The sequence below is a fragment of the Mycobacteroides franklinii genome (assembly GCF_001853795.1).
Taxonomy (GTDB): Bacteria; Actinomycetota; Actinomycetes; order Mycobacteriales; family Mycobacteriaceae; genus Mycobacterium; species Mycobacterium franklinii.
Map to the genome: position 1 here is coordinate 825,064 of NZ_MLIK01000019.1, position 22,930 is coordinate 847,993.

The window sequence follows — 22,930 nt, forward strand, 5'->3', positions numbered from 1 at the left end:
TACCGTACATATAAGTAATGTACGGTACGTACACATAGTTGGCAAGAAAGGGGAGGCGACGGTGACCACTGCGGCACGCGGCACGGCGAAGCAGCCTCGTAGGGGGCGTCGGCCCGCGGAGGAAGTGCGCGACGAGGTGCTTCAGGCGGCGGGTGACCTGCTATTTGACGAAGGGATCAACGGGTTCACCATCGATAAGGTTGCTGCCCTCTCCGGTGCCAGCAAGATGACGATCTACAAGTGGTGGCCGTCCAAGGGGGCCCTCGCGCTCGACGGCTACTTCCGAAAGGTCGAACCGGAACTGAGTTTCCCGGACAGTGGAGACATCGAGCGCGACCTGCGAACCCAGATGCGGGCCTTTCTCGGCATCATTCGGGACTCCGCTGGTGGCCGGATCATCGGCGAACTCATTGGGCAGGCCCAGATCGATCCCGAGCTCAAAGATGCCTTCTTGCAAAGGTACTCGGGGCCGCGTCGAGCTCTTGCTGTTGCGGCGATACGCCGGGCACAGGAACGAGATCAGCTCAGTGCCGGTGCGGACCCGGAGGTTGTCGTGGATCAGTTGTGGGGTGCCTGTTACCACCGGCTACTGATCCCTGACCAACCGCTGACGGAGGGCTTCGTGGATGCCTTGTTGGACAATCTGCTCGGCGGAATCAGAGTTTGAGGAATACGGGAATAAGTCCGGCAGATCTGTCGGTTTGACGCCATATGCCACGTCAGTTCACCGAAGCAGAACGCCAGGAGTTCCTCGAGGCGAAGCACATCGCCGTGTTGTCGGTTGCGGCCGATAACGGACGCCCGCCCGCCAGCGTGCCGATCTGGTACGACTACACGCCCGGCGGCAACATTCGGATCAACACCAGCGCGGGCAATCGAAAGGCCCGGCTGATCGAGCAGGCGGGTGCGATAACGCTGACGGTGCAGCACGAAGAACCGCCGTACCAGTACGTCATCGTCGAGGGGACGGTCGTCGAGACAGAGCGTCCGGCCCCGGCGGAGCCGCGGGAGACAATCGCCATCCGCTATCTCGGAGAGGAGGCCGGGCGGGAGTTCGCGCGTGGTTACGACAACGCCGATACCGTCTTGTTCACCATCCGCCCCGAGCGCTGGTTCACCGCAGACTTCTCGGGCGAGCTGTAAGCCCGAGCCCCGGCGTTACGCCAGGGCGAGGAACAGCTTCTCGAGTTCGGCCTCGGTCATGGGTGCCGTCTCGCCATTCTTATCGGCGGCGATGCATTCACGGAGGCCCGTGGCCACGATCTTGAAGCCGGCGCGGTCGAGTGCTCGTGACACGGCAGCCAGCTGCGTCACGACGTCTTTGCAGTCGCGTCCGGTTTCGATCATGTTGATCACTCCATTGAGCTGCCCCTGCGCCCGGCGCAGTCTACCGAGGATCGCGGTGATGCTGTCTTGATCGTCGATCATGTGTCTACCTTTCGAGGGGTCTAGCTACTGACAGTATACCCTCCTGGGTATATGGGGTGCTCGATTCTCGAGCAGGTCGCGTGCGGACTTTCAGTGGCCACCAGAACCATGGGCCGAGTAACCCGGCTATGGATGGGGTCATCAGCGAGCGCACGATGAGTGTGTCGAGCAGCAGGCCTAAGCCGATTGTGCTTCCGGCTTGGCCGATTGAGCTCAAATCACTTGCCGCCATGGACATCATGGTAAAGGCGAACACCAGTCCGGCAGCGGTGACGACTCCGCCGGTGCCGCCCATGGAGCGGATGATGCCAGTCTTGAGTCCCGCGCCGACCTCTTCCTGGAATCGTGACACGAGCAGCAGGTTGTAGTCCGAGCCGACGGCCAGAAGGATGATCAGACCGAAGACCGGTGCGATCCAGTTGAGCTCAAGTCCAAAGATGTATTGCCACACCAGTACCGAGAGCCCGAATGCGGCGCCGAGGGAGAGCAGCACGGTGCCGACGATGACGAGTGAGGCGACGAGGGCTCGGGTGATGAGCATCATCACGGCGAAAATCAGTGTCAGGGACGCGATTCCGACGATCAGGAGGTCGTAGCGAGAGCCGGATTGGATGTCGCGATAGATGGCAGCCGTTCCGGTGAGGTAGAACTTCGCCTCCGTCAGGGCGCTTCCCTTGACGGCTTGATGGGCGGCCTCCAGCTCGGAGGTGACCGAGGAGATGCCCGCGGGGGTGGCCGGGTCCTTGTCGTGCGTGATGATGAAGCGCGCGGCCGTGCCGTCGGCGGACAGAAAAAGCTTCAGTCCTCGCTGAAAGTCCGTATTTTGGAATGCTTCTGGCGGTAGGTAGAAGTAGTCACCGCTGCGGGATGCGTCGAAGGCTTGTCCCATTGCGCTAGCGGTGTCGGTCATCTGAGCCATCTGTGTCACCAGGCCCGAGAAGCTGCTGTGCATGGTCAGCAGCGCCGCGCGCATGGATTTGGCCATGGCAATGATCGGCGGGAACTGCGCGACCATATGCGGAATGATCGAGTCGATACTTCCGATGTCTGTTGTCAGTGCCCGCATCTTGTCGCTGAACGTGTCGACGCCGTCGATCGCGTCGAACACCGAACGTATCGCCGAGCACGCCTCGATATCGAAACAGTGTTGCTCCCAATAGAAATAGTTTCGCAAAGGCCGAATTACGTCATCAAAGTCGGCGAGGTGGTCCCGTATCTCGTCCAGAGTCGTCTTCGCGTCCGTCATATCGGCCGTCGTTCGGTGGGTGGCATTGCTCATCTGGGCAAGCAGGGATTGCATGCGCTCCATGGAGCCGACCATCGCTCCCAGATCATCACCCATGGTGAGCATGTCCGCTGTGCGGTCCCTCATGAATTGAAGGTTCTGCTGGATGGGTATGGACTGGGCGCTGATCTGGAACGGTATCGACGTGTGTTCAATCGGGCCACCCAGGGGGCGGGTGATGCTTTGCACCATCGCGATCCCCGGGGCTCGAAACACGTCCTTGGCGATCTTGTCCAGGATGATCATGTCGCCGGCATTGCGCATGTCGTGGTCGCTCTCGACCATCAGAATATCGGGATTCATTGTGGCGGCCGTGAAATGGCGTTCGGCGGCCGCATAGCCGATGTTCGACGGTAGGTCGGCCGGTATGTAGAACCGGTCGTTGTAGCTCACCTTCATGGTTGGCACGATGGCGATACCGATGAGCGCTATGGCCAGTGAGGCGGCAAACACCGCGCCGGGCCAGCGCACCGTGGCGGTGCCGATGCGCCGCCAGCGCCGAACCTTCACCGCCCGCTGGGGATCGAGGAGTCCGAACCGGCTCGCGACCACGACCACCGCGGGCGCGGCGGTGAGTGCGCCCGCCACGACGACGAGCAGTCCCAGTGCGGACGGGATACCGAGTGCTTTGAAGTAGGACAGCCGGGCAAGATGCAGGCACAAGGTCGCCCCGGCGATGGTCAATCCCGAGCCCAGGATGATATGGAAAGTGCCGCGGAACATCGTGTAGTACGCAGCTTCTCGGTCTTGGCCGGCTTGGCGTGCTTCCTGATAGCGGCCGATGAGAAATATGGCGTAGTCGGTGCCGGCCGCGATCGCCAATGACGACAACATGGCCACCACGAATGTCGAGAACCCCAATAGGTCGTAGTTTCCGAGAATCGCGACAACGCCTCTGGCGGTGCCCATCTCGAAACCAACCATCACCAAGACCAGCAACATCGTGCTGATGGAGCGGTACGTGATGAGCAGCATGATCATGATGACCGCGCCCGTCACACCCATCATGATGAGCATGCTCTTGTCGGCGGCCTCGTTCATGTCCGTGGTCAGCGCCGCGGGGCCAGTGACATACACCGCCAAGCCTGCGGGCGGTGCTGAACGGTCCACGATCTTGCGGACTGCGTCGACGGATGTGTTTCCCAGCGTGCTGCCTTGATCACCGGCGAGATTGAGCTGCACGTATGCGGCCTTGCCGTCGCGGCTCTGCGCACCGGCAGCGGTCAGTGGGTCTCCCCACACGTTCTGCACATGCTGCACGTGCTCGGAGTCGGCCTGCAGCTCGCGCACCAAGGTGTCGTAGTAGCGGTGTGCCTGCTCGCCGAGCTCTCCGTCGCTCTCGAGCACGATCATCGCGATGCTGTCGGAGTCGGACTCGTGATACTTCTGGCCGATGTGTTTGGCCGCGATCATGGCCGGCGCATCATGCGACGACATCGTCACGGCGTGGTCTCTTGCGACCGATTCAATCGGAGGCACAAGCACATTCACTGCGATAGTCAGCAGCAGCCACGCCAGCAGTATCGGCACCGCGAACCGGCGCACGAACCGCATAAATGCGGGACGCTTCTCGTGATCGGTGCTCATGCGGCTTTCACCAGACAGGAGGTCTGGGCGTGATGTCCGTCCGCGGAGCGCTCGTCTTCGAGCACCCCGTTCACCGTGATCCGGCATCCGAGAACAGCGCTATCGCCTTGTGCCACAACGCTGGCGATCACGGCCGGAACGGTGGTTTCGATCGTGTACGCCCAGGGCAGAGTGACGAAGTGTTCCTGTCGAGGCACAGCGTTCTCATCCAGGTAGTTCACCGCACCGGTGGTGCCGCTGGGACCGTAGATCTCGTATCGCACTCGCTTGATCGTGGAAGACACCAATGGTTCCGCGCTGCTGCCGGTGGCGGAAAAGATCGGCTCGGACCCGAATGCGCCACGCAGGTGATTCACGGATATCGCACCGAGACCAACCGCGGACGCGATAACCACCGGAACCCACGCTCGCTTCAACACGGTAACTATTGCTATGTGCACGCTCTCTACCGCCTTTCTGCTGTATATCAAGTGTTTTCGCACGATGCTGAAGGCTGCTCAGACAAGGTCGCTCGTGGCCTGTAAATACAAATACCATACCCCCTACGGTATATTCCCTCTCACGGATCCATCTCCGACCTGTCCTGGCGGATACCTCGGGGGGTATGGTATGAATGAAGCGGAACCAACCTGGGTGCTGACGCCCTTGCTGTCGTGGTTCCTGGTGTCAGTCATGTTTTCACAGTGATCGGAGATGCCGCATGTCAACAGGTAGCGTTGCAGCACAAGGCAATACATTCGACGTAAGAATCTGGCTCGATCCGGTGTGCCCGTTCTCCTGGAACACCGCGCGGTGGCTGGATACGGTGGCGGCCCAGTCCGGTCTGCTGGTCGAGTGGCAGCTGATGAACCTTGCGGTATTGAACGAGGGCAGGGAGTTGCCGCCCGAGCAGCAGGCACGCATGCGCGACTCGCGCGAGGTGGGACGCCTCATGGCCGGCATCCATCGTGAGCTGGGGCAGCGCGGCCTGCATAGGGCCTATTTCGCCTTCGGCAGGCTGTATTTCGACGAGTCGCTCCCCATCGGGGAGGAGCTTGCGGATGGTGTGTTGGCGGCGGTGGCGCCTCTGACGACGACAAGCGAATCATTGTCGGACACCACATTGGATGAGCTTGTCCGCAGCTCCCATGAGGCGGGGCAGTGCGCGCTGGGCGATGTCGGCGGCAGTCCGCTCGTGCAGTTACAGGGACGTACGTTCTTCGGCCCGGTCCTGACGTCCGTGCCGGATCGTGACACCGCGCAGACGCTGTTCGACGCGATCAGCGGGCTCGCCAGGGTTTCGGAGTTCACTCAGCTGCAGCGCCCGCGCCCAGCCCACTAAGAGCGGGCAATCAAGTCCACGAAGCCAGTGGCTTTTCTAGGAAAAAGGAGTGCAGATCATGAAGAAGATCGTCATCCTGGGTGCCGGAATCGGCGGCCTGAGCGTGATCAACGAAATCCGCCAATCCGGCGTATCACTCGACGACGTGGACATCACGGTCGTGGACGAGGATTTCTCGCATTTCCTCGGTTTTACCTTGCCCTGGGTTATGCGGGGCTGGCGTGACGCGACGAGCGTGCCGATTCGGCCCAGCGCTGAGGCGTTGTCGGGGATAACCGCCATCACGGGTTCCGTTGCCGGCATCGACCCTGACGCGCACACGATAACCCTGGCCGACTCGTCGACCCTGTACTTCGATGCCCTGGTGATCGCCACCGGTGCCCGCAATGCGCTCGACAAGGTGCCGGGTCTGAGCGAAGCAGCCGACCGGGGTGACGCGGTGCACTACTACGGAGTCGCGGCAGCAGGTGATGCGCGGCGCGCGTTGGCGAATTTCTCGGGAGGCAAGCTTGTCTTCCTGGTGACCTCGCAGCCGTATCGCTGTCCGGTCGCTCCCTACGAGGGCGCCCTGCTGGCGTCGGATCTCCTGCGTGAGAAGGACATACGATCGGACGTTGATATCAGCGTGTACACCCCGGAAACACACCCCATGCCCTCGGCGGGTCCCTATGCGGGACCGCAGCTGGTGCAGCTGCTCAAGGACAACGGCATTGCCTTCCATGGTGAACACTCCACCGAACGCATCGACCCGGACAACAAGGCTGTCATATTCGGTGACGGGACCACCGTGAGTTTTGACTTGCTGGTGTTCGTGCCGCCGCACGAGCCGTCGGTCACCATCGATGCCGCGGGATGGATCGGCGTCGATGCTCAGACCATGCAAACCCCGTACGAGGGGATCTGGGCAATCGGTGACACCGCGACGGTGACATCGCCCTCCGGGCGGCCGCTGCCGAAGGCCGCCATCTTCGCCAAGAACGGCGCAAAGGCGGCGGCCCACAACGTACTGCACTATCTCGGTAAGTCAGATAGCGGCGCCGCCCTCTCGGGGTTGGGGTATTGCTACATCGACACTGGCCAGCACCATGCGGCTCAGGGTAAGGGCGACTTCTTCACCCTGCCCCACCCCGCGATCACCCTCACCGAACCATCCACGAGCCAGCATGACGACAAGCAGGATGAGGAATCCCAGTGGCGTGACATGTGGGAGAAGACAACCTGACGGTGTCGTCGGCGCTGCTAGTATCCGGGATATGCCGCTGGCACAACGCAAGCCGAACGCGGTAGCGCGCCGCCGGTGGCTAATCCCCCTATTGCTCGTCGGTGTCCTGTTTTCGCTGGCACTCGTGCACTGCCCTAAAGGCATTGCCGCGCTGACTCATACGGCCGCATCGAGTTCCAGTGCGGATATTGTCGGCGCGGATGCGTGCGCCACCGCCGATGCCATTCTGGTCGACAATGCGGCACACACTGTCCGTCCGTCACTGGCGATGCCGACGGTAGTCATCGCGTTCAATGGCCTAGCAGCCCACAGCGTCATCACCTTCTCGCGCGGCTCACCCGGAAACGTGAATCCCCTTGCAGCACTGGATGGTCGATCACTCTTATATCGGATCGGCGTGATCCGGCGCTGATCCGCGTCGCCCTCATTGCACTCGTCAACATTGGCTGCCGCTGCGTGCTGCCCACATCAGGGGTGGGCGCGAGCGTGCTGTTCCCGCTAGTTCAATCCCAAGACTTTGAGGTCGACACCATGAACAACAACGTTTCTGTAAGCACCGAAAACAGCCGGCCCGATATTGCCGGGCTGCTCGCACTTCCCCTCCGGCTGGTGGTCGGATGGACCTACTTCTCAGCCTTTTGGCGAAGAGTCGCACTCGAGAACAAGTTGGACCCGGATGTTTCGGGCTACGTGGGGGAGAAGTTCAACCACTTTCTGCCCCACGCCCTCGGCATCAAACCGATCATCGGCTTCCTGATCGAACACCCGGACCTGCTGAAGTGGTCGATGATCATCTTCACCGTGGTGGAGGGCATTACAGGGTTGTGCCTGATGGCGGGGATTCTCACCAGGGCAATGAGTGTCAGTGTCTTCCTGCTTGCACTGGGGATCCTGCTGGGGTCGGGCTGGCTGGGCACAACCTGCCTGGACGAATGGCAGATCGGCATTCTCGGCATCGCCTCGGGACTGACACTGTTTCTGTCCGGCGGAGGCCGCTACTCAGTGGATCACTATGTGGCGGAACGTCATGACACGTTCACCAAGCGGAACTGGTTCACCCGGCTGGCGTCGGGACCTGTCGATGTTTCCCGCCACCTGGTTCTCGGCGGCGCGGCCGCGGTGCTGGCGATCGCATTGTTCACCAACCAGTACTTCCACGGTGGACTGTATGGGCCCCTGCACAACAAGTCGGTGGCGCCGGTCATCGAGATATCGGACGCACACATCTCCGATCGGGACCTGCGGTTCACCGTGTACCGGACCGAGGGCGTGGATGTTTACGGATCGTTCCTGGTGGGTGTCACCGTCACCGAAAGCGAGACCGGACGGGCCGTTGTGGATCTGCGCGCGGATCAGCTGAGCAGGCTGCCCGCGCACGCCATCACCAACCACTACATCGCAGCGGTGAAAACCGGTGCGCACGGTGTGATTGTGCCGTTGGGGGCCAAGGCGGAGCTGAACATCGAGGGCCCGCACGCACCAATCGATCCGCGACATCACTACACGCTGGCACTTGCCGACGTCAGCGGCGCCGTGTGGGTGCAGGGGTTGCAGATCGGCGATTAGAGCGTGCGCTGGTAGCTCGGTGCCCAATGGGGCCACTGAGCTACCAGACGCGGATCCAGTCGACGAGCATTTCCGCGGGGTAGGTGCCGCCGCGCGGATCGCCGCCGCCTGATCCCGCGACGGCCAGGTTCAGCACGGCGAAGGCCTTGTGGCCCGGATTGTTGAACGGCCAGTCCGCCAGGGAGTTGGCCGCGACCTCGAAGTAGGGGGCGGCGCCGTCGGTGTAGTCGCGCCAGAAGCGGATGCCCTTGTCATCCCACTGGGTGCGCCAGGTGTGCCAGCCGCTGTCCAGGGACAGATTGTGGGTTTTCCATTCCGAGCCGTTTGCCTTGGCGTGCACGGTGGTCGCGGCCGGCCAGCTGCCGTTGCCGTACCACTCGACGATGTCGATCTCACCGTCTTGGTCGCTGCCGAGCCAGAACGCCGGCCAGGCGCCCGGGGTCAGGCAGTTGAACTTGATGCGCGCTTCCCAGGTGTAGCCGATACCGAGTTCGGTCGTGCTGTAGATCTTGCCGCCGTAGTACGTGTTGCCGTCTTTCGCGGCCTTGATGACCAGGTTCGAGTTGCCGTCGAGGTAGACATTCTTGCGATCGTCACGGTACTGGCCGACATTCTCGGGCAGCTCCCAGAACGTCGGGTCCTTCATGGACTCACGAGCCTTCGATATCGCCCACTTGGACCCGTCCGGTGCCGATCCGGCCGGGCCGTCGAACTCGTCGACGAAGACGTACTTACCGGTGGGGGGTGCCGCGGGCGGGCGGTTGGGCGGGTTCTGCGGAGACGGTTGCGCCCACGCCTCCGGCATGGAAACCGCTGCTGCCAACATGCCAAGCCCTGAGAACGCCATCATGCGGCGCCGATCCATGTTCACCATCGTGGCCGACCCTAACAGGATTCGCCCGAACGGGTCCGGGTGCGCGGGACGGCCGCTAGTGCTGCATGCGTAGCGAGTCTCGGCCGGGAGCCAGCATTGCCGCGGTGAGTCCGCGTGCGGCCACATCATCCGGCAGGGGGCCGCCGGTGGCCAGCGCGGCGCCCACCCGGGCCAGGGCTGGAGCCATCTGAATGCCGTATCCGCCCTGGGCCGCGTACCAGAAGAAGCCCTCGATATCCGGATCGTCACCCACGACGGGCGTGCGATCGGAGGTGAAGGATCGCAGGCCCGCCCAGGCCGAATTCACGCTCCGGATGCGCAGGGTGGTCGCCTCGTTGATCATCCCGATAGCGCGCGCCATCTCCAGCTCGTCCGGCCGCGGGTCACCGGGTGGCTGAAGTGTCTCGTCGGCGGGAGAGCAGAGGAACTGCGCGCCATCGGGTTTGAAATAGAAGGCCTCCGACGCGTCCAGCGTCATCGGAAGTGAGCCGATGGTGCCGCCCTGCGGCGCGGAGGCCATGAACGCCGTGCGCCGCAGGGGCTGGATTCCCACCGCTCGCGCACCCATGAGCTGTGCGAGCTCATCGCACCACGCACCGGCCGCGTTGACGACGGTCGCTGCTTCGAATGTCCGTCCGGAGGAGTCGTGCAGCACCCACCGGCCCTGCTGTCGCACTGCGCTGACGATTGCGGCCGACTTCTCGATGATTCCCCCGCGCCGCCGTAGGCCGCGCACGTAGCCCTGGTGCAGCCCGTGGACGTCCAGTTCCATCGGTGTCAGATCGACAGTCGCCAGTTGGGTGTACCCGGAACGCAGATACGGGTTGATCTCCTGGGCGACGGCGCCGTCGACCAACTCTGTGTGACACCCGAGCAGCCAGGCCTGCTGGTGTGCTTCCCGCAGCGCATCCCTGTGCGTGGCATCGGCGATGATCAGGAGCGGCAGGGATGTGGCCAATGGTGCGTCGAAGCCCTCACGCGGATCGGTGAAGAAATCACGGCTGGCCGCCGTCAACATTCGAATCACGGGATTTCCGTAGTTCCCGATGAAGGTCGCCGCCGACCGGCCGGTGGTGTGGAACGCGAGCGTCGGCTCACGCTCGACCAGAGCGACGGTTCGGTGTTGGGCCAATTCGTAGGCGATCGAGGCTCCCGACATCCCGCCGCCGACGACGATGACATCGACGGAGAGTTCGGTCTCGATGAGGTGGCTCACGTGAACTCCGTCTCGGTGAGGTGATGGTCTCTTGAGTTCGAGGGTAGGTCGTGAAACCGCCGTATTGTCGTCACTGAGTGGTAACAGCAGCACACAGACTGGGAGGCCGAATGCCGATCACGTTGCCCGACAACTGGGCTGACAACTTGGAGGATTTGGCCGACTTCTACCGCGATCTGCATGAGCATCCGGAATTGTCCTTCCAGGAGCACCGGACTGCGCAGAAGATCGAGGAGGTCATCGCACCGCTCGGGGTGGAGGTGACACCGGGTGTCGGCGGTACCGGGGTTGTCGCCGTGCTGCGCAACGGATCCGGCCCCGTGGTGTGGTTGCGGGCCGACTTCGACGCGCTTCCGGTGCAGGAGCAGACCGGTCTTCCGTACGCGAGCACTGCCCGTGCCACCAACTCCGACGGTAAGGATGTTCCCGTCATGCACGCGTGCGGTCACGATATGCACGTGACGGCCTTGGTCGGGACACTTCGGCTGCTGACCGAGCTCAAGGAGACGTGGTCGGGAACCGTGGTCGCGGTGTTTCAGCCTGCCGAGGAGATCGGCGGGGGAGCGAAGGCGATGATCGACGACGGAATCCTCGAGCGGTTCCCCAAGCCCGAGGTCGTCCTGGGCCAGCACGTCGGTCCGCTGCCTGCGGGGATGATTGCGTACAAGACCGGCACGGCACTGGCCGCCTCGGATTCGCTCAAGATGCAGCTGTTCGGGCGCGGTGGCCATGGCTCGCAACCGGAATCGACGATCGACCCGGTGGTCATGGCGTCCAATGTGGTGCAGCGCCTGCAGACCATCGTCTCCCGTGAGCTGTCGCCATTCGAGCCTGCCGTGGTCACCGTCGGCTACCTGCACGCGGGCGCGAAGGACAACATCATTCCCGACGACGCCGAGCTCGGTATCAACATCCGCACCTTCAATGAGGAAGTCCGGAAGAAGACGCTGGCTTCGATCACGCGGATCGCTCAGGCCGAGTCGACGGCCTCCGGCGCCGATAAGGAACCGGCGGTGACCTCGCTGCACACCTTCCCCATCACCGTTGTCGACGACGCGGCGATGCAGGCGATAGCCGCCGTGTTCCGTGGACATTTCGGTGCCGACCGAGTGGTGGAGTCTCCGAGCCCGCTCGCGGGCAGCGAGGATGTCGGATTCTTCGGGACCGCCGCGGGGGTTCCCACCGCGTTCTGGTTCTGGGGCGGATATGAGCTGCAGCGCTTCGAAGATGCCGCGGCGGCAGGAAAGCCGGTGCCGTCCAACCATTCTCCGCAGTTCGCGCCGGTGCTGGAACCCACGCTGAGCACGGGGATCGAGGCGCTTACCGTCGCGGCGTTGTCACGGCTGACCGCTACGGCGTGATCAGTCCCAGCATCCGGGCCCGTTCCAGAATGATCCGGGCGCGGTTGAGCCGGGGCAGGTCGCTGCCGTCCTTGGGTTTCCCGCCTTGGCTATTGAAGCGCTCCACGAAGTCGCGTGCCCACGACACATCCTCGTCGGAGGGGCTGAGGCCCTTGTTGATGGTGTCCGCGTCGGATGAATGCAGGGCCAGCTTTCCGGTCATGCCCATGCGGCGGGTCAACGCAACCCCCTCGGCCAGTTCGGCCGGATCACGTGTCGGCCCGTCGATCGGGCCAGGAATGTGCGCAGCCCGCGAAGCCACCACAAGCTGAGAGCGGCTGTACGCCAGGGCCAATGGGTCTTGCTCGACACCGATATCAAGCGTGTAGTCATTGACGCCGAAGGCAATACGAAAGCAGGGACGAGCGGCCGCGATGTCGTGCACGCGGGAAAGGCCGCGCGCCGTCTCGATCAGCGCGATTACCGGAGCTTCGCCGCCGAGGCGGTTTGCGGTGTCCCACATGTGATTTCCGCCCTCGGTCTTGGCAAGTACGACACCCTTGAGACCGTGAGCGTCCGCGAGGGCTCGGCAGTCGGCTGACCAGAAATCACTGGATGCGTCGTTGACGCGCACCCAGGCCTGCCCGCCGGAGTTGAGGTAGTCAAGCACGCGTTCGCGCGCCGGTTCTTTCTCATTCGGCGCGACGGCGTCCTCCAAGTCCAGGATCACCTCGTCGGCCTTCGTGGAGGTGACGGCCGCGTCGAGATCGGGCTCCCGGGAGGGATTCACCAGCAGCCATGAGCGTGAGACCTTCGAATTCACTGTCACCGCGCCAGTATTTCGCAGGGTTGTTGTTATCGGGGGATTCGGCTCAGCCAGTCGGATTCGCCGTCAACCTGCTTGCCGTCCAGGACGACCATGGGTACCCCGGACTTGGGGAACGCGCGCAGCAGCGGCAGGTTGTTCGCCGCGATGGCGCGGGCATCAAAGGGCACCGGCAAGCCGAGCCGGATCAGATCCTGTGCGCCCTGGGGTGCGTTGACTTGCTCCGCCAGCGCTGCCAGCTGCTCGTTACTCAGGTCCGTGTCGCCCTCTTCCTTGGGCTGATGGTCCTTGGCATAGATCTGCTGGATGAAGCGCCAGGTGGTCTCGCTGGACCGTGACTGGTCGGCGACGACAAAGCCGGCATAGATGGCACGACTGTCGTATGTGCCACTGGCGGAGTACTTATCGAGGAAGTCCACGAATCGAAGGTTGATGTGCAGCTTGCCGGACTCGATGCGCCGGCCGATCTCGTCGCCCTGGTTTTGCACCATCTTCCCGCTGTAGGGGCACAGCGGATCCAGGTAAAGATCGATCTGGCCCGGCGCATCGGGGTTACCGATAGACAAGACATCGCCAGCGGGCGCGGCATCGGCCGCGTGGGCGAGTCCGACATTGGGACCCCACACCAGGACCGCGGTGAGTAGACCGATGATCGTCGCGAGACGTTTCACTACGTGCATCGGTCCATCATCGCGCAGGCTGTTACACCTTGCGGTTCTCGGAGGCGATCAGCCAGGCCAGCTTCTCCAGCCCGTCGATGAGCTGGTGCAGGATGTCGGCGGTGGTGGGATCTTCGTCGTCGACCTCGTCGTGCACGGCGCGCAACGTGTTGACCGCGGCCTGGGTGCGCACGGTGATGAGGTCCACCACATCGCCGGTGCTGCGTTCATACGGCGGGAACTGGGGCAGTGTGGTGCTGGCCGCGACCGTGTCCGACCGGCCGTCGGGTACGGCGTACAGGGCACGCATGCGTTCGGCGATGGTGTCGCTGCCCTCGCGGGCGAAGTCCACCACTTCGTCGAGTTGCAGATGCAGATCGCGGAAGTTGCTTCCCACGACATTCCAGTGCGCCTGCTTGCCCTGGAGGTGAAGTTCGATCAGGTCGACCAGGACGCGTTGCAGGTTGTCTGACAGCGCCGACGAGGCGCTGAAGTGCTTGACATCGGTTTCTGAGAGACGGGCTGTGTTCGTCATGTCAGGTGCAACCCGCTCTAGTTTGGAACTATTCCAGAAAAGCCGGGAGGGAGTTCGACAGTGCCGGCCGCATAGGGGGCGATGTCGATGTGCGTGACCAGCCCGTCGCAGATGTCCATCCGGATGATCGCGAAGGGATGACCGCCCGGTGCGATGACGGCACCGCCCCGTCCGTCGACGAGAAGTGTTGTTGCCAGCACGATTCGGTCGATAAAGGAACGTGTCTCCTCTGCCACTGCCCGCGCGCCGCGTACCAGTGTCGCCGCGCCACTGGGGATGAGTGTCGGGTCGACCGTGCGGACGACATCGGGCGCCATCAGCGTTATCAACCGTTCGATATCGCCGCCGCGGGCGGCGGACAGGAAGGCCTCGACTATCTCCAGCTGGTCGGTGATGTTCCGGGGCGGCGGAGCGGCGGGGGCGGCAGCACTGAGCCGCAATCGGGCCCTGCTGGCCAGCTTTTTCGCGGAGGCTGCCGTCATGTCCAGCACCGCCGCGATGTCCTCGAACGGCACCGAGAACAGGTCATGCAGGACGTACGCCACGCGCTGCTTGGGTGAGAGTTCGTCGAGCACCACCAGCATGGCGCGTGAGACTTGCTCGCGCTGAAGAAAATCCTCGTCGGCGGCAAGTTGGATGCCCGGGATGTGATCGGCAGTCAGTGGAATTTCACCCCGCCGCTCGCGGGCCCGCAGCTGATCGAGGCAGAGCCTCGCTGTGACGGTGGTGAGCCACCCATCGAGATTGTCCACCTCGTGCAGGTCGGCGGACTGCGCCCGGATCCACGCGGCTTGCACCGCGTCCTCCGCGTCATGGTGCGTGCCGACGATTCGGTGGGCCACGGATAGCAGCCGCGGCCGCACGGACTCGAATTTTTCGATGAGGTCCACGGGAGGTCACCTTTCCGTCAGGTCGGTCGTCATAGGGGTGAGGTCAACGAAACCGACGAGATAGGAGGCACATATGAGCGTACAGATGGTCCGGTTCAGTACGGACGCGGAACGGGTGCACGAGGTGCAGGATGCGATCGCCGCGCTGTTTACCGCGGTGGGCAAGGCGTCCCCGGTGGGCATGACGTACACCGCGGGCAGGGTCGGAGACGGCCCCGATTTCGTCTTCCTGTTGCAGCTGTCCGACGGCGTCGACAATCCGTTATTGGATATCCCTGACGCACTCGACTTTCGTGCCAAGATCGCGGGTTGGGCAACGGGACCCGTTGCACCGCAGCCATTCACCGTGTTGGGAAGGTACGAGGGCTGATGTCGATTCTGGAGACGGGTCTGCTGGTGACAACTGTCCTGTGCGTCATCGCCAACGGGTTCGAGGTAGCCGCCAAGACGGTCAAGGCACAGTTCGTGGTGCAGAATTCCGGCGAAGTGGGAGTGGCGCCACGATGGCTGCCCTACCTGGCGGCAATCGAAGGCGCTGGGGTGGTGGGTCTTGTCATCGGCCTTGCCGGCGTGCGGCCGTTGGGTCTGGCGGCCGCAATCGGGTTGGTGGCCTTCTTCATTGGTGCGGTAGGAGCGCACATCCGTAGCAATGTGCTGCACAACATCGCGTTCCCGGCCGTCTTTCTGGCGCTTGCCGCGGGGTCCGTCGCCTATTTCGCGTTGCCGGCCTAGTTGGGGGCCCTGGGTACCTGACGATCACCGGTGCAGCCGGTGCGTGCTCTCGATGATCGCGGCGCACAGTGCCTGCTCGGGCTCGGACAGTACGGTGCGGCGACGCAGCAGTACGAATTCCAGCTCGCCGAGGTCGGGCAGGCTGTCGTCACTGACCTTGACCAGGCCTGCCGGCAAAAGAGATTCGGCATGGGCGATGACACCCATGCCCGCGAGCGCTGCGGCCCGCAGCCCCAATTGGCTATCGCTGACGCAGGCGATGCGCCAAGTGCGGCCCTCTCGCTCGAGTGCGCGTAGCGCCGCGTGCCGCGTCAGACTTGGCGGGGGATAGGTGACGATGGGCACCGGGTCGCGGACGTCTTGGGTGTTGGGGCGTCCCGCCCAGACGAGTTTGTCGCGCCAGAGCAGCTCACCATGCGTTTCACCCGGCAGCCGTTTGGCCACCATCAGGTCCAGTTCGCCTGCGGTCATGCGTGTTTTGAGGTATTCGCTCAGTCCGACGACGAGCTCCAGATCCACTCCCGGATGGGAGTTCTGGAACTCCACGAGCACGTCGGGCAGCTCGCGGGCCACGAGGTCATCGGAGGCGCCGAGCCGGATCAACCCGGTCAGCTCCGAGCTCGCAAAGTAGCGATCGGCCTGGGCCTGCGCGTCGAGAATCGAGCGGGCGAAGCCGACCATCGCGGCGCCGTCGGCGGTGAGAGCCAGATTGCGGGTATCGCGACGGAACAGCTCGCGGCCGACGGTCTGTTCCAGTCGAGCGATATGTCCGCTCACCGTCGACTGCCGAAGCCCGAGAATCCGCCCGGCGGCCGTAAACCCACCAGCGCGTTCAACTGTCAGAAAAGTTCGCAACAATTCTGGGTCTAACATTGCCATCACGATACTCGTTCATAGATATCGTTTCTATCGGCTTTTATAATCAGTGTCTGTCCTCGTACGGTGGCATAGTGAAGTGGCTGGCCAAACTCCGTATCGATGGGTTCCTGCTGGGGCTGTTCGCCGCGATGGCGATCGGACTGCTGCTCCCCGCGCGGGGTGAAGCCGCCGATGTCCTGGACTGGGCGACCAAGATCGCCATCGCACTGCTGTTCTTCCTCTACGGAACGCGGCTCGAGCCGCGCGAGGCGCTTGAGGGGCTCAAGCACTGGAAACTGCACACCACGGTGCTGGCGGCGACCTATGTGCTGTTTCCGCTGCTCGGGCTGGCGATGCGGCTGTTGGTGCCCTCGGTGCTGACCGATGACCTCTACACGGGTGTGCTGTATCTGTGCCTGCTGCCCTCGACGGTGCAGTCCTCGATTGCCTTCACGTCCATTGCCCGCGGCAATGTCGCAGCGGCGGTGGTGAGTGCGTCGGTGTCGAACATGTTGGGTGTCTTTATGACTCCCGTGCTGGTGATGCTGCTCATGCAGACGACCGGGGAGGCGACGGTCTCACCCACCGCCATCCTGGAGATCGTCGTGCAGCTGTTGTTGCCCTTCGTTGCCGGTCAGTTGTTGCGGCCCAAGCTGTATCGAGTGTTGTCGCACACCACACTCACCAAGGTTGTCGACCGTGGCTCCGTCTACCTGGTGGTTTATGCGGCGTTCAGCGCGGGGATGGTCGAACACGTCTGGCAGGGCCTGCAGCCCTCCCGGCTGTTGGCCGTCTTCGCGGTCAGCATCGTGCTGCTGGCGGTGGTGCTGGGTATCACGGCGGGAGTGGCCCGCCTACTGCGGTTCGACCGGGCAGACCGCATTGTGGTGATCTTCTGCGGGTCCAAGAAGAGCCTGGCGACCGGATTGCCGATGGCGACGGTGCTTTTCGCGGGGCATCCGGTGGGTCTGATCGTGCTGCCGCTGATGATCTTCCACCAGATCCAATTGATCACCTGTGCCGCGCTGGCCGGCCGGTGGGGGCGGGCCGAGAGTTCAGATGCGGCGGCCGCCGAAGGCGAGACCGTCTCTGCTGCCTGACCTTTGCGCACCGGGCGGCACGCTATCGCTTCGGTGCGGTATTGGATAGCCTGTGACGGCTAGCGCGAGGAGGGCGGTGGAATGCCAGAAGGTGACACGGTTTTCCGAACGGCGCAGCGCCTGGCCGATGCGCTCACCGGCCGGGTGCTCACCGGCTGCGATATCCGCGTTCCACGTTTCGCAACCGTCGATGTGAGCGGGGAGCGGGTCGACGACGTGGTCGCGCGCGGAAAGCACCTGTTCATTCGCGTGGGCTGGGCCAGCATTCACTCGCATCTGAAAATGGACGGCAGCTGGCGGATCATGTCCACTCAGGGGTCCGTACCTACGTGGGACCATCGAATCAGAGCGATACTGAGGACAGACGACTCGGTGGCCCTCGGGATGAGTTTGGGTGCATTGGATGTGGTCAAGCGGGAGCGAGAAAACGACATCGTGGGTCATCTAGGCCCGGATCTTCTTGGTGCAGATTGGGATCCGGCCGTCGCCTTGGAGCGATTGATGGCGCGGGCCGATGATGAGCTGAGTGCGGCGCTTCTCGACCAGAGGGTCATGGCGGGTATTGGCAACGTGTATTGCAACGAACTGTGTTTTTTGGCCGGCATGCTGCCCACAACGCCGGTGAGAGACCTCGCCGATCCCGCGAGTCTCGTCGAGCGCGGCCATACGTTGTTACATGCGAACAAGGACAACCACCGCAGGACAACGACCGGCGATCCACGGCCCGGCCGTGAGCTGTGGGTTTACGGTCGACATGGAAAGCCTTGCCGCCGTTGCGGAACCCGCATATTACGCGATCAGGCGCTGCCACGCGTGGCGTATTGGTGCCCTAGTTGCCAGCGGTAGTGCTCAGGTGTCGGAGGGCTGGCTTAAGGTTCATCCAATGATGCTGCGGCGGTGGAGGCGTAAGGCGGTTCGGGTACGCCGCCGCCTGTCCCGTGCATTTGTCACGCTGATTGTCGTGCTGCTGGCAGGGCCCGTCACCGCGCTGATTGTGTGGCCTGGCGTCCTGGTGTACCGGAATACGGGAGATCCGGCGGTAGCGGCGTTGGTGCAAGTGGCATATCTGGCCTCGCCGTACGCCATCTATCTGATCCTGCGCAGCGTGGGATGGACTCTGCGGGCACTTGGCGACACGATGGCGCGACGCCGATACGACGCCCAGTTACGAAGGTATACAAGACTGTCCGGACTCGACGAGATCGACGAGATGTCCGGCACCGATTTCGAGATGTTTGTGGCGGCCCGGATGCACGGTGCCGGATGGCACATCGAGACCACGCCGGCATCCAGTGATTACGGTGTCGACCTGATAGCCACCAATCGGCGCGATGTCGTTGCTGTGCAATGCAAGCGCTATTCGAAACCGGTAGGTGTCAGGGCTGTTCAAGAGGCTGTTGCGGGGGCGCGGCACTATGACTGCACCCGCTCCATGGTGGTCAGCAATCAGGATTTCACCCGCCAGGCCCACGCGCTGGCCGCGAGCAGCAGGTGTGAGCTCATCGGCCGGGATCGACTGCCGCGCTGGTTGAATCAGAGTGAAGTGTCCGCTTCCTCGAACGCCGCACTGCCCAGATGACAACCAACAAGGCCACCCCGAAGAGCGGATAGCCCATGGCGATGCGTGCCATTGCCAGCCAGCCGACCGAATCCTGGGCATACAACCACTCCTGCACAACAAATCTGGACGCGAACACCGCCGCCAGGATCAGGGTCGCCACCGCGAAGGCGGATCGCGACGGTTTGTCGTCACGCCAGCGTTGCCCGGTGCCGGTGAATCCGTGCCAGATCACTCCCGCGAGTGGCCAACCCACCACCGCCGACGTCGCGAAAACGACTGCGGCGATGAGATTGGTCCAGATGCCCATGAGGAAAAAGCCCTTGGCGGATCCGATCTGGTAGGCGATTGCCGCCGAGATGGCGACACCGAACAATCCGGATATCGCAGGTTGTAGTGGCTGGCTGCGTAACCATCGCCATGCCGCGATGGCCGCCGCGGTGGCCAGGGATATCCAGATTGCGCCTGCCAAGCCAAAAGCACTGTTGCCCAAGGTAAAAGTAACGCTAGGCAGTCCCGCGTAGATGATCCCGGCAAGGCCTCCGGCCTGTTCGAGCACGGTGGGTCTGCGTTCACAACTCTCGGGCAGCTCGGAAAGCCCGGTCACGGCACCTGCCGTCCACCTAGATGCTGGGCCAGGAATCGTTCTGTCGCGCGGTACAGGTCTATCTGATTCTCGGGGTTCAGGAATCCGTGCCCTTCATCCGTCTTGACCATGTATTCGACCTCGACTCCGCGGGCGCGCAGGGCCGCCACGATGTTGTCGGATTCGGCCTGGACCACACGAACATCGTTGGCGCCCTGGGCAACCAGTAGTGGAGTGCGAATCTGGTCCACCCGGCTGATGGGCGATCGGGCGAGCATGTCGGCTTCCTGTTCCGGCATGGCGGGATCCCCGACGTACCGGTACCAGTTGTTGGCCAGATTCGGCCGCACGAACGGCGGAAGGGTGCGCATGAAATTCGCCAGATTCGAAATGCCCACGTAGTCGATGGCGGCCGCGAAGACGTCGGGGGTGAAGGTGACCCCGACCAGTGCCGAGTACCCGCCGTACGAGCCACCGAAGATCGCTACCCGGCTGGGGTCCGCATAGCCCTGCTTGACCGCCCAGTCGACGGCATCGATCAGATCGTCGTGCATCTTGCCCGCAAATTCCCCGATGGCCGCCTTGGTGAAGGCCTTTCCGTAGCCGGTGGATCCGCGGAAGTTGACCTGCAGCACCGCGTATCCGCGATTCGCCAGCAACTGCGCCGCCGGATCGAAGCCCCAGCTGTCGCGATGCCACGGCCCGCCATGGACCACCAGGACCAGGGGGAGCCCGGCGGGTTCCACTCCGACGGGCAGCGTCAGATACGAGTGCAAGTCCAATCCGTCGCGTGCGGCGATGGTCACCGGAGCCATGGGTGCCAGGTCCGCCGGATCAAGGTGCGGAAATGGGCGGAAAAGCTGCCGGCTCTCGCCCGTTGCGTGGTCGTAGAAGTACGTGACACCCGGATCTCGGTCGTTGGTGAAACTGACCACCCAGCGCCGGCCTTCGTCATCAGAGGAGACCTCGGCGAGGTCGCCGTCCGAGAGCCCCTGGAGCTTGTCCAGCACCGGGGCGAAATCCGGATCGAGGACACGAATTTCCTGGCGCTCGCCGAGATACCGAACCGCCAGCAGCTCACCGGTCTTCCGATGCCGGATCAGGGTTGGCGCCAGGCCAAGGGCGGCGGAAAGGTCGAACACCGGGTGGCTGTCGACTTCGGATTCCTCACCGGTGGCCAGGTCGAGTCGGACCAGACGCGTACGGTCAGTGTCACGGCTGGAACCCATCCACAATCCGGTGCCGTCTGGTGTCAGCTGAGTCGGATGCATTCCGACCGGGTAGTCCGCCCCGTTGTACACGCAGAGTGGTCGCAGCGTCCCGGACTCGTACCGCGAGAATTCGATATCGCCTGCAGGCGTCAGTGATTGGGTGAACACCTCATGATGCGGGCCGCAAAACCACGCCATGACTTCGCCGGGGTTCTCGGCGAGCATGGTCAGCTCACCCGAGGCGACATCGAGCTCGTAGAGGTCGATGTGGTCGATTCTGCGGTAGTTCAGTTGGATGTACACCTTGCCGGGACGACCGTGTGGTCGTTCCAGGCCCAGTAGTCGCACTCCGGGATACGGTGTCAGATCCACCGCTGGCGCGTCGGGGTCGTTCAAGTCCACCCGATACAGGTGCCAGTTCTCGTCGCCCCCGGAATCCTGCACGTAAAGCAGCCAGCGTGGATCGTCGGCCCAGAAAAAACCGGTGACGCTTCGCGTTTCGTCGTAGGTGACGCACCGCGCTTCCTCCGAATCGACACCCTGAACCCACACATTGAGGCGGTTCTTCCGCGGGGCCAGATAAGCGATCGTGGTTCCGTCGGGGGAAATCGATGCGGATGCGCGGACGGGCGGATCGAAGAACTCTTCGACGGTGATGAGCCTGGGCAGCCCCATATGTGTTCCTCTCGGTGTCGACTGACACCAGGAGAAACCATGCCGCTACGGCACGGTCAACTGCAGTGTCGCTGACCTGCGAAACGGTGATCGAATTGTCGCGAGGACGTGGCGACGGTTGACGATCAAACCGGCGATCGCCAGTACGCCGTACACACCGCACAGGATGAGCCGACCATGTGTTGAGGTGATGGGGAACTGGATCACAAAGAGTGCCAGTAGTGCCCACGCGGTCGCGCGGTGGAACCGTAACGCGAGGATCAGTGCCACGCCCATCATGGTTTGTGTTGCGGTCAGCAGGGTTTCCTCAACCTGACGAGCGTCCAGGACCAACGAGAATCCCCCGCCGCCTGCCAGATGTGCGATCGGCAGCGACCCGATCAACAGTGTCCACTGGTTGACCTTGGACGAGATCAGCGTCGCGATGGCTGCGGTTCCCTTGCCTCGGGCGGCGAAAATCGCGGCAATGATGAATTCGGGTGCTTCAGATGCCAGCGGTGCGAGCCACTGCACCAGCAGGAACTGGTCTATGCCCAATTGTGTTCCGGCGCTTACCAGGCTGTTGGCAAAGGGCTCGGCGCACAACAGGATGATGGAGGCGGCGAGGACGAACATCGTGATGACGGTGCTGCGCCGCATCTGCTTGGGCAGCATCCCAATGGCCGCAGCCGTGCCCACCAGATCAGGTTCCTCGGCCTCGCCCCGGCTGATGGTGAACAGGTAGAACCCGAACCACGCCAGTAGCGCGATACCGAGCACGAGGTGAATCTGGCCGCTGGCCGGGATGATGAACGCCACCACACCGGCCACCAACAGGAAGCCAAGCTCGATGCGGTTGGACTGCTCCAGCGACAGCAGATTGACAGGGCGGCCGGATGTCTTGCGGGCCACCGCAAGTGCGATGAGAACGACGACGGGCCAACCGAGTCCCATCAACAAACGATTCGACCCGGTCATGTTCGCCGCGGCGTATTGGCTGTACTCCGGAACCTGGCCGGAGATGTAGGCGTAGTAGAGGTCGACCGCATACTCGGGCAGTACCGCGATCAAGGCCAAGACTGCGATCGCCAGGCCACCGGAGACGTCAATCTGCGCGGCCTCAGCGGCCCATGCCAAAACGAAACTGGCGGCCACTACCGCGGCGCCATAGATCACGAGTGAGATGACCGGATTCGGGTGCAAACCGCCGATTCGTGTGATCAGCGCCGGCGCCATGAACAAGGCGGTGATGCACACCGACCGGAGGAGTTGACGCCGTAGTCCGCCGACCAGGGCGGGCGTACTCGCGGTGCTGTGCACGGCATCCTCTCTCAGGTCTGGCAGGGACATGAGTGTTCCCTGCCGATCGGGTCGCAGACACAAGCTAACACCGTCGCACGCTTCCAGCAACAGATTGATACCCCTGCGTGACACGCCTGAAATCACAAAATTGCCAGCTAGTAGCCACCTTTATTGATTCTT

At 63.1% G+C, this 22,930-nt stretch carries 25 protein-coding genes; 12 read left to right on the forward strand and 13 right to left on the reverse strand.

What is annotated here, in order from left to right; all coding sequences use genetic code 11:
- Positions 1-124 precede the first annotated feature (124 nt).
- The gene (locus BKG76_RS11850) at positions 125-667 is read left to right on the forward strand and encodes a TetR/AcrR family transcriptional regulator (protein WP_070937809.1); all 543 of its coding nucleotides are present in this window, start codon (positions 125-127) and stop codon (positions 665-667) included.
- A 44-nt stretch (positions 668-711) separates the two neighbouring features.
- Entirely contained in the window at positions 712-1,143 is a 432-nt protein-coding gene (locus tag BKG76_RS11855) for a pyridoxamine 5'-phosphate oxidase family protein (protein ID WP_070937810.1), read from the forward strand.
- A gap of 15 nt (positions 1,144-1,158) precedes the next feature.
- On the opposite strand, the gene BKG76_RS11860 is transcribed toward BKG76_RS11855, so the two are convergent.
- Genes BKG76_RS11860 through BKG76_RS11870 form a run of 3 tightly spaced genes read right to left on the reverse strand, consistent with a single transcriptional unit; the run spans position 1,159 to position 4,728 of the window.
- Positions 1,159-1,428 (reverse strand): metal-sensitive transcriptional regulator, encoded by a 270-nt coding sequence (locus BKG76_RS11860; protein ID WP_070937811.1) that lies wholly within the window; start codon positions 1,426-1,428, stop codon positions 1,159-1,161.
- A gap of 4 nt (positions 1,429-1,432) precedes the next feature.
- The gene (locus BKG76_RS11865) at positions 1,433-4,267 is read right to left on the reverse strand and encodes an MMPL/RND family transporter (RefSeq protein WP_165611533.1); all 2,835 of its coding nucleotides are present in this window, start codon (positions 4,265-4,267) and stop codon (positions 1,433-1,435) included.
- Positions 4,268-4,296: 29 nt separating this feature from the next.
- Complete coding sequence (locus BKG76_RS11870; RefSeq protein ID WP_070939161.1) at positions 4,297-4,728, reverse strand: MmpS family transport accessory protein; 432 nt, start codon at positions 4,726-4,728, stop codon at positions 4,297-4,299.
- A 272-nt stretch (positions 4,729-5,000) separates the two neighbouring features.
- On the opposite strand from BKG76_RS11870, the gene BKG76_RS11875 reads away from it, so the two are divergent.
- The 4 genes from BKG76_RS11875 (at position 5,001) to BKG76_RS11890 (ending at position 8,409) form a co-directional block, all read left to right on the forward strand.
- Positions 5,001-5,621 carry a mycothiol-dependent nitroreductase Rv2466c family protein gene (locus BKG76_RS11875; RefSeq protein WP_070937813.1) on the forward strand — a complete coding sequence of 207 codons (621 nt, stop codon included), beginning with the start codon at positions 5,001-5,003 and terminating at the stop codon, positions 5,619-5,621.
- Positions 5,622-5,679: 58 nt separating this feature from the next.
- Positions 5,680-6,843 (forward strand): NAD(P)/FAD-dependent oxidoreductase, encoded by a 1,164-nt coding sequence (locus BKG76_RS11880; protein ID WP_070939162.1) that lies wholly within the window; start codon positions 5,680-5,682, stop codon positions 6,841-6,843.
- Between the two features lie 31 nt (positions 6,844-6,874).
- On the forward strand, positions 6,875-7,255 hold the full coding sequence (locus BKG76_RS11885; protein WP_070937814.1) for a hypothetical protein: 381 nt from the start codon (positions 6,875-6,877) through the stop codon (positions 7,253-7,255).
- A 119-nt stretch (positions 7,256-7,374) separates the two neighbouring features.
- Positions 7,375-8,409: a TQO small subunit DoxD gene (locus BKG76_RS11890; protein WP_070939163.1), complete on the forward strand. Its 1,035-nt coding sequence runs from the start codon at positions 7,375-7,377 to the stop codon at positions 8,407-8,409.
- Positions 8,410-8,449: 40 nt separating this feature from the next.
- On the opposite strand, the gene BKG76_RS11895 is transcribed toward BKG76_RS11890, so the two are convergent.
- Together BKG76_RS11895 and BKG76_RS11900 are read right to left on the reverse strand one after the other, a co-directional pair.
- On the reverse strand, positions 8,450-9,283 hold the full coding sequence (locus BKG76_RS11895; protein ID WP_070937815.1) for a glycoside hydrolase family 16 protein: 834 nt from the start codon (positions 9,281-9,283) through the stop codon (positions 8,450-8,452).
- Positions 9,284-9,338: 55 nt separating this feature from the next.
- Entirely contained in the window at positions 9,339-10,499 is a 1,161-nt protein-coding gene (locus tag BKG76_RS11900) for an NAD(P)/FAD-dependent oxidoreductase (protein WP_070937816.1), read from the reverse strand.
- A gap of 110 nt (positions 10,500-10,609) precedes the next feature.
- On the opposite strand from BKG76_RS11900, the gene BKG76_RS11905 reads away from it, so the two are divergent.
- Positions 10,610-11,860 carry a M20 family metallopeptidase gene (locus tag BKG76_RS11905; RefSeq protein WP_070937817.1) on the forward strand — a complete coding sequence of 417 codons (1,251 nt, stop codon included), beginning with the start codon at positions 10,610-10,612 and terminating at the stop codon, positions 11,858-11,860.
- On the opposite strand, the gene BKG76_RS11910 is transcribed toward BKG76_RS11905, so the two are convergent.
- From BKG76_RS11910 to BKG76_RS11925, 4 genes are read right to left on the reverse strand one after another with little or no spacing between them, the layout of a single operon-like run.
- Positions 11,850-12,662, reverse strand: a complete 813-nt coding sequence (locus BKG76_RS11910; protein ID WP_070937818.1) for an HpcH/HpaI aldolase/citrate lyase family protein — start codon at positions 12,660-12,662, stop codon at positions 11,850-11,852. The two genes, BKG76_RS11905 and BKG76_RS11910, sit on opposite strands and share 11 nt — an antisense overlap.
- Before the next feature lie 32 nt (positions 12,663-12,694).
- On the reverse strand, positions 12,695-13,345 hold the full coding sequence (locus BKG76_RS11915) for a DsbA family protein (RefSeq protein WP_070937819.1): 651 nt from the start codon (positions 13,343-13,345) through the stop codon (positions 12,695-12,697).
- Positions 13,346-13,367: 22 nt separating this feature from the next.
- Positions 13,368-13,859, reverse strand: coding sequence for a Dps family protein (locus BKG76_RS11920; RefSeq protein WP_070937820.1), 492 nt, complete (start codon positions 13,857-13,859; stop codon positions 13,368-13,370).
- Positions 13,860-13,876: 17 nt separating this feature from the next.
- A complete protein-coding gene (locus BKG76_RS11925) occupies positions 13,877-14,749 on the reverse strand; it encodes a sigma-70 family RNA polymerase sigma factor (RefSeq protein ID WP_070937821.1) in 873 nt (290 codons plus the stop codon).
- Positions 14,750-14,822: 73 nt separating this feature from the next.
- On the opposite strand from BKG76_RS11925, the gene BKG76_RS11930 reads away from it, so the two are divergent.
- Positions 14,823-15,119, forward strand: a complete 297-nt coding sequence (locus BKG76_RS11930) for a hypothetical protein (protein ID WP_070937822.1) — start codon at positions 14,823-14,825, stop codon at positions 15,117-15,119.
- Positions 15,119-15,481, forward strand: a complete 363-nt coding sequence (locus tag BKG76_RS11935; RefSeq protein ID WP_070937823.1) for a DoxX family protein — start codon at positions 15,119-15,121, stop codon at positions 15,479-15,481. Before BKG76_RS11930 ends, BKG76_RS11935 begins: the two co-directional genes overlap by 1 nt.
- 24 nt (positions 15,482-15,505) lie before the next feature.
- Here BKG76_RS11935 and BKG76_RS11940 read toward each other — a convergent pair whose 3' ends face one another.
- Positions 15,506-16,360 carry a LysR substrate-binding domain-containing protein gene (locus BKG76_RS11940; protein ID WP_070937824.1) on the reverse strand — a complete coding sequence of 285 codons (855 nt, stop codon included), beginning with the start codon at positions 16,358-16,360 and terminating at the stop codon, positions 15,506-15,508.
- A 71-nt stretch (positions 16,361-16,431) separates the two neighbouring features.
- Between BKG76_RS11940 and BKG76_RS11945 the strand changes: the two genes are divergently transcribed.
- From BKG76_RS11945 to BKG76_RS11955, 3 genes are all read left to right on the forward strand, one after another.
- Complete coding sequence (locus BKG76_RS11945; protein ID WP_070937825.1) at positions 16,432-17,439, forward strand: bile acid:sodium symporter family protein; 1,008 nt, start codon at positions 16,432-16,434, stop codon at positions 17,437-17,439.
- An 81-nt stretch (positions 17,440-17,520) separates the two neighbouring features.
- Positions 17,521-18,285: an endonuclease VIII Nei2 gene (gene nei2 / locus BKG76_RS11950; protein ID WP_070937826.1), complete on the forward strand. Its 765-nt coding sequence runs from the start codon at positions 17,521-17,523 to the stop codon at positions 18,283-18,285.
- A 37-nt stretch (positions 18,286-18,322) separates the two neighbouring features.
- Positions 18,323-19,018: a restriction endonuclease gene (locus BKG76_RS11955; protein ID WP_070937827.1), complete on the forward strand. Its 696-nt coding sequence runs from the start codon at positions 18,323-18,325 to the stop codon at positions 19,016-19,018.
- Here the strand turns inward: BKG76_RS11955 and BKG76_RS11960 are convergent.
- The 3 genes from BKG76_RS11960 to BKG76_RS11970 are packed head-to-tail and all read right to left on the reverse strand — an operon-like array spanning position 18,939 to position 22,768.
- Positions 18,939-19,604 (reverse strand): DUF3159 domain-containing protein, encoded by a 666-nt coding sequence (locus BKG76_RS11960; protein ID WP_070937828.1) that lies wholly within the window; start codon positions 19,602-19,604, stop codon positions 18,939-18,941. The two genes, BKG76_RS11955 and BKG76_RS11960, sit on opposite strands and share 80 nt — an antisense overlap.
- Positions 19,601-21,469: a S9 family peptidase gene (locus tag BKG76_RS11965; RefSeq protein WP_070937829.1), complete on the reverse strand. Its 1,869-nt coding sequence runs from the start codon at positions 21,467-21,469 to the stop codon at positions 19,601-19,603. The genes BKG76_RS11960 and BKG76_RS11965 overlap by 4 nt, the downstream gene beginning before the upstream one ends.
- A 45-nt stretch (positions 21,470-21,514) precedes the next feature.
- Positions 21,515-22,768: a sodium:proton exchanger gene (locus BKG76_RS11970; protein ID WP_070939164.1), complete on the reverse strand. Its 1,254-nt coding sequence runs from the start codon at positions 22,766-22,768 to the stop codon at positions 21,515-21,517.
- Between the last annotated feature and the right edge of the window lie 162 nt (positions 22,769-22,930).

Excerpts from the sequence above, each read along its gene's own strand:
- BKG76_RS11855 (WP_070937810.1), top strand. The coding sequence starts at position 712 with ATGCCACGTCAGTTCACCGAAGCAGAACGCCAGGAGTTCCTCGAGGCG.
- BKG76_RS11860 (WP_070937811.1), bottom strand. The coding sequence starts at position 1,428 with ATGATCGACGATCAAGACAGCATCACCGCGATCCTCGGTAGACTGCGC.
- BKG76_RS11865 (WP_165611533.1), bottom strand. The coding sequence starts at position 4,267 with ATGCGGTTCGTGCGCCGGTTCGCGGTGCCGATACTGCTGGCGTGGCTG.
- BKG76_RS11875 (WP_070937813.1), top strand. The coding sequence starts at position 5,001 with ATGTCAACAGGTAGCGTTGCAGCACAAGGCAATACATTCGACGTAAGA.
- BKG76_RS11880 (WP_070939162.1), top strand. The coding sequence starts at position 5,680 with ATGAAGAAGATCGTCATCCTGGGTGCCGGAATCGGCGGCCTGAGCGTG.
- BKG76_RS11885 (WP_070937814.1), top strand. The coding sequence starts at position 6,875 with ATGCCGCTGGCACAACGCAAGCCGAACGCGGTAGCGCGCCGCCGGTGG.
- BKG76_RS11890 (WP_070939163.1), top strand. The coding sequence starts at position 7,375 with ATGAACAACAACGTTTCTGTAAGCACCGAAAACAGCCGGCCCGATATT.
- BKG76_RS11895 (WP_070937815.1), bottom strand. The coding sequence starts at position 9,283 with ATGGTGAACATGGATCGGCGCCGCATGATGGCGTTCTCAGGGCTTGGC.
- BKG76_RS11905 (WP_070937817.1), top strand. The coding sequence starts at position 10,610 with ATGCCGATCACGTTGCCCGACAACTGGGCTGACAACTTGGAGGATTTG.
- BKG76_RS11915 (WP_070937819.1), bottom strand. The coding sequence starts at position 13,345 with ATGCACGTAGTGAAACGTCTCGCGACGATCATCGGTCTACTCACCGCG.
- BKG76_RS11920 (WP_070937820.1), bottom strand. The coding sequence starts at position 13,859 with ATGACGAACACAGCCCGTCTCTCAGAAACCGATGTCAAGCACTTCAGC.
- BKG76_RS11930 (WP_070937822.1), top strand. The coding sequence starts at position 14,823 with ATGAGCGTACAGATGGTCCGGTTCAGTACGGACGCGGAACGGGTGCAC.
- BKG76_RS11935 (WP_070937823.1), top strand. The coding sequence starts at position 15,119 with ATGTCGATTCTGGAGACGGGTCTGCTGGTGACAACTGTCCTGTGCGTC.
- BKG76_RS11940 (WP_070937824.1), bottom strand. The coding sequence starts at position 16,360 with ATGGCAATGTTAGACCCAGAATTGTTGCGAACTTTTCTGACAGTTGAA.
- nei2 (WP_070937826.1), top strand. The coding sequence starts at position 17,521 with ATGCCAGAAGGTGACACGGTTTTCCGAACGGCGCAGCGCCTGGCCGAT.
- BKG76_RS11955 (WP_070937827.1), top strand. The coding sequence starts at position 18,323 with ATGATGCTGCGGCGGTGGAGGCGTAAGGCGGTTCGGGTACGCCGCCGC.
- BKG76_RS11965 (WP_070937829.1), bottom strand. The coding sequence starts at position 21,469 with ATGGGGCTGCCCAGGCTCATCACCGTCGAAGAGTTCTTCGATCCGCCC.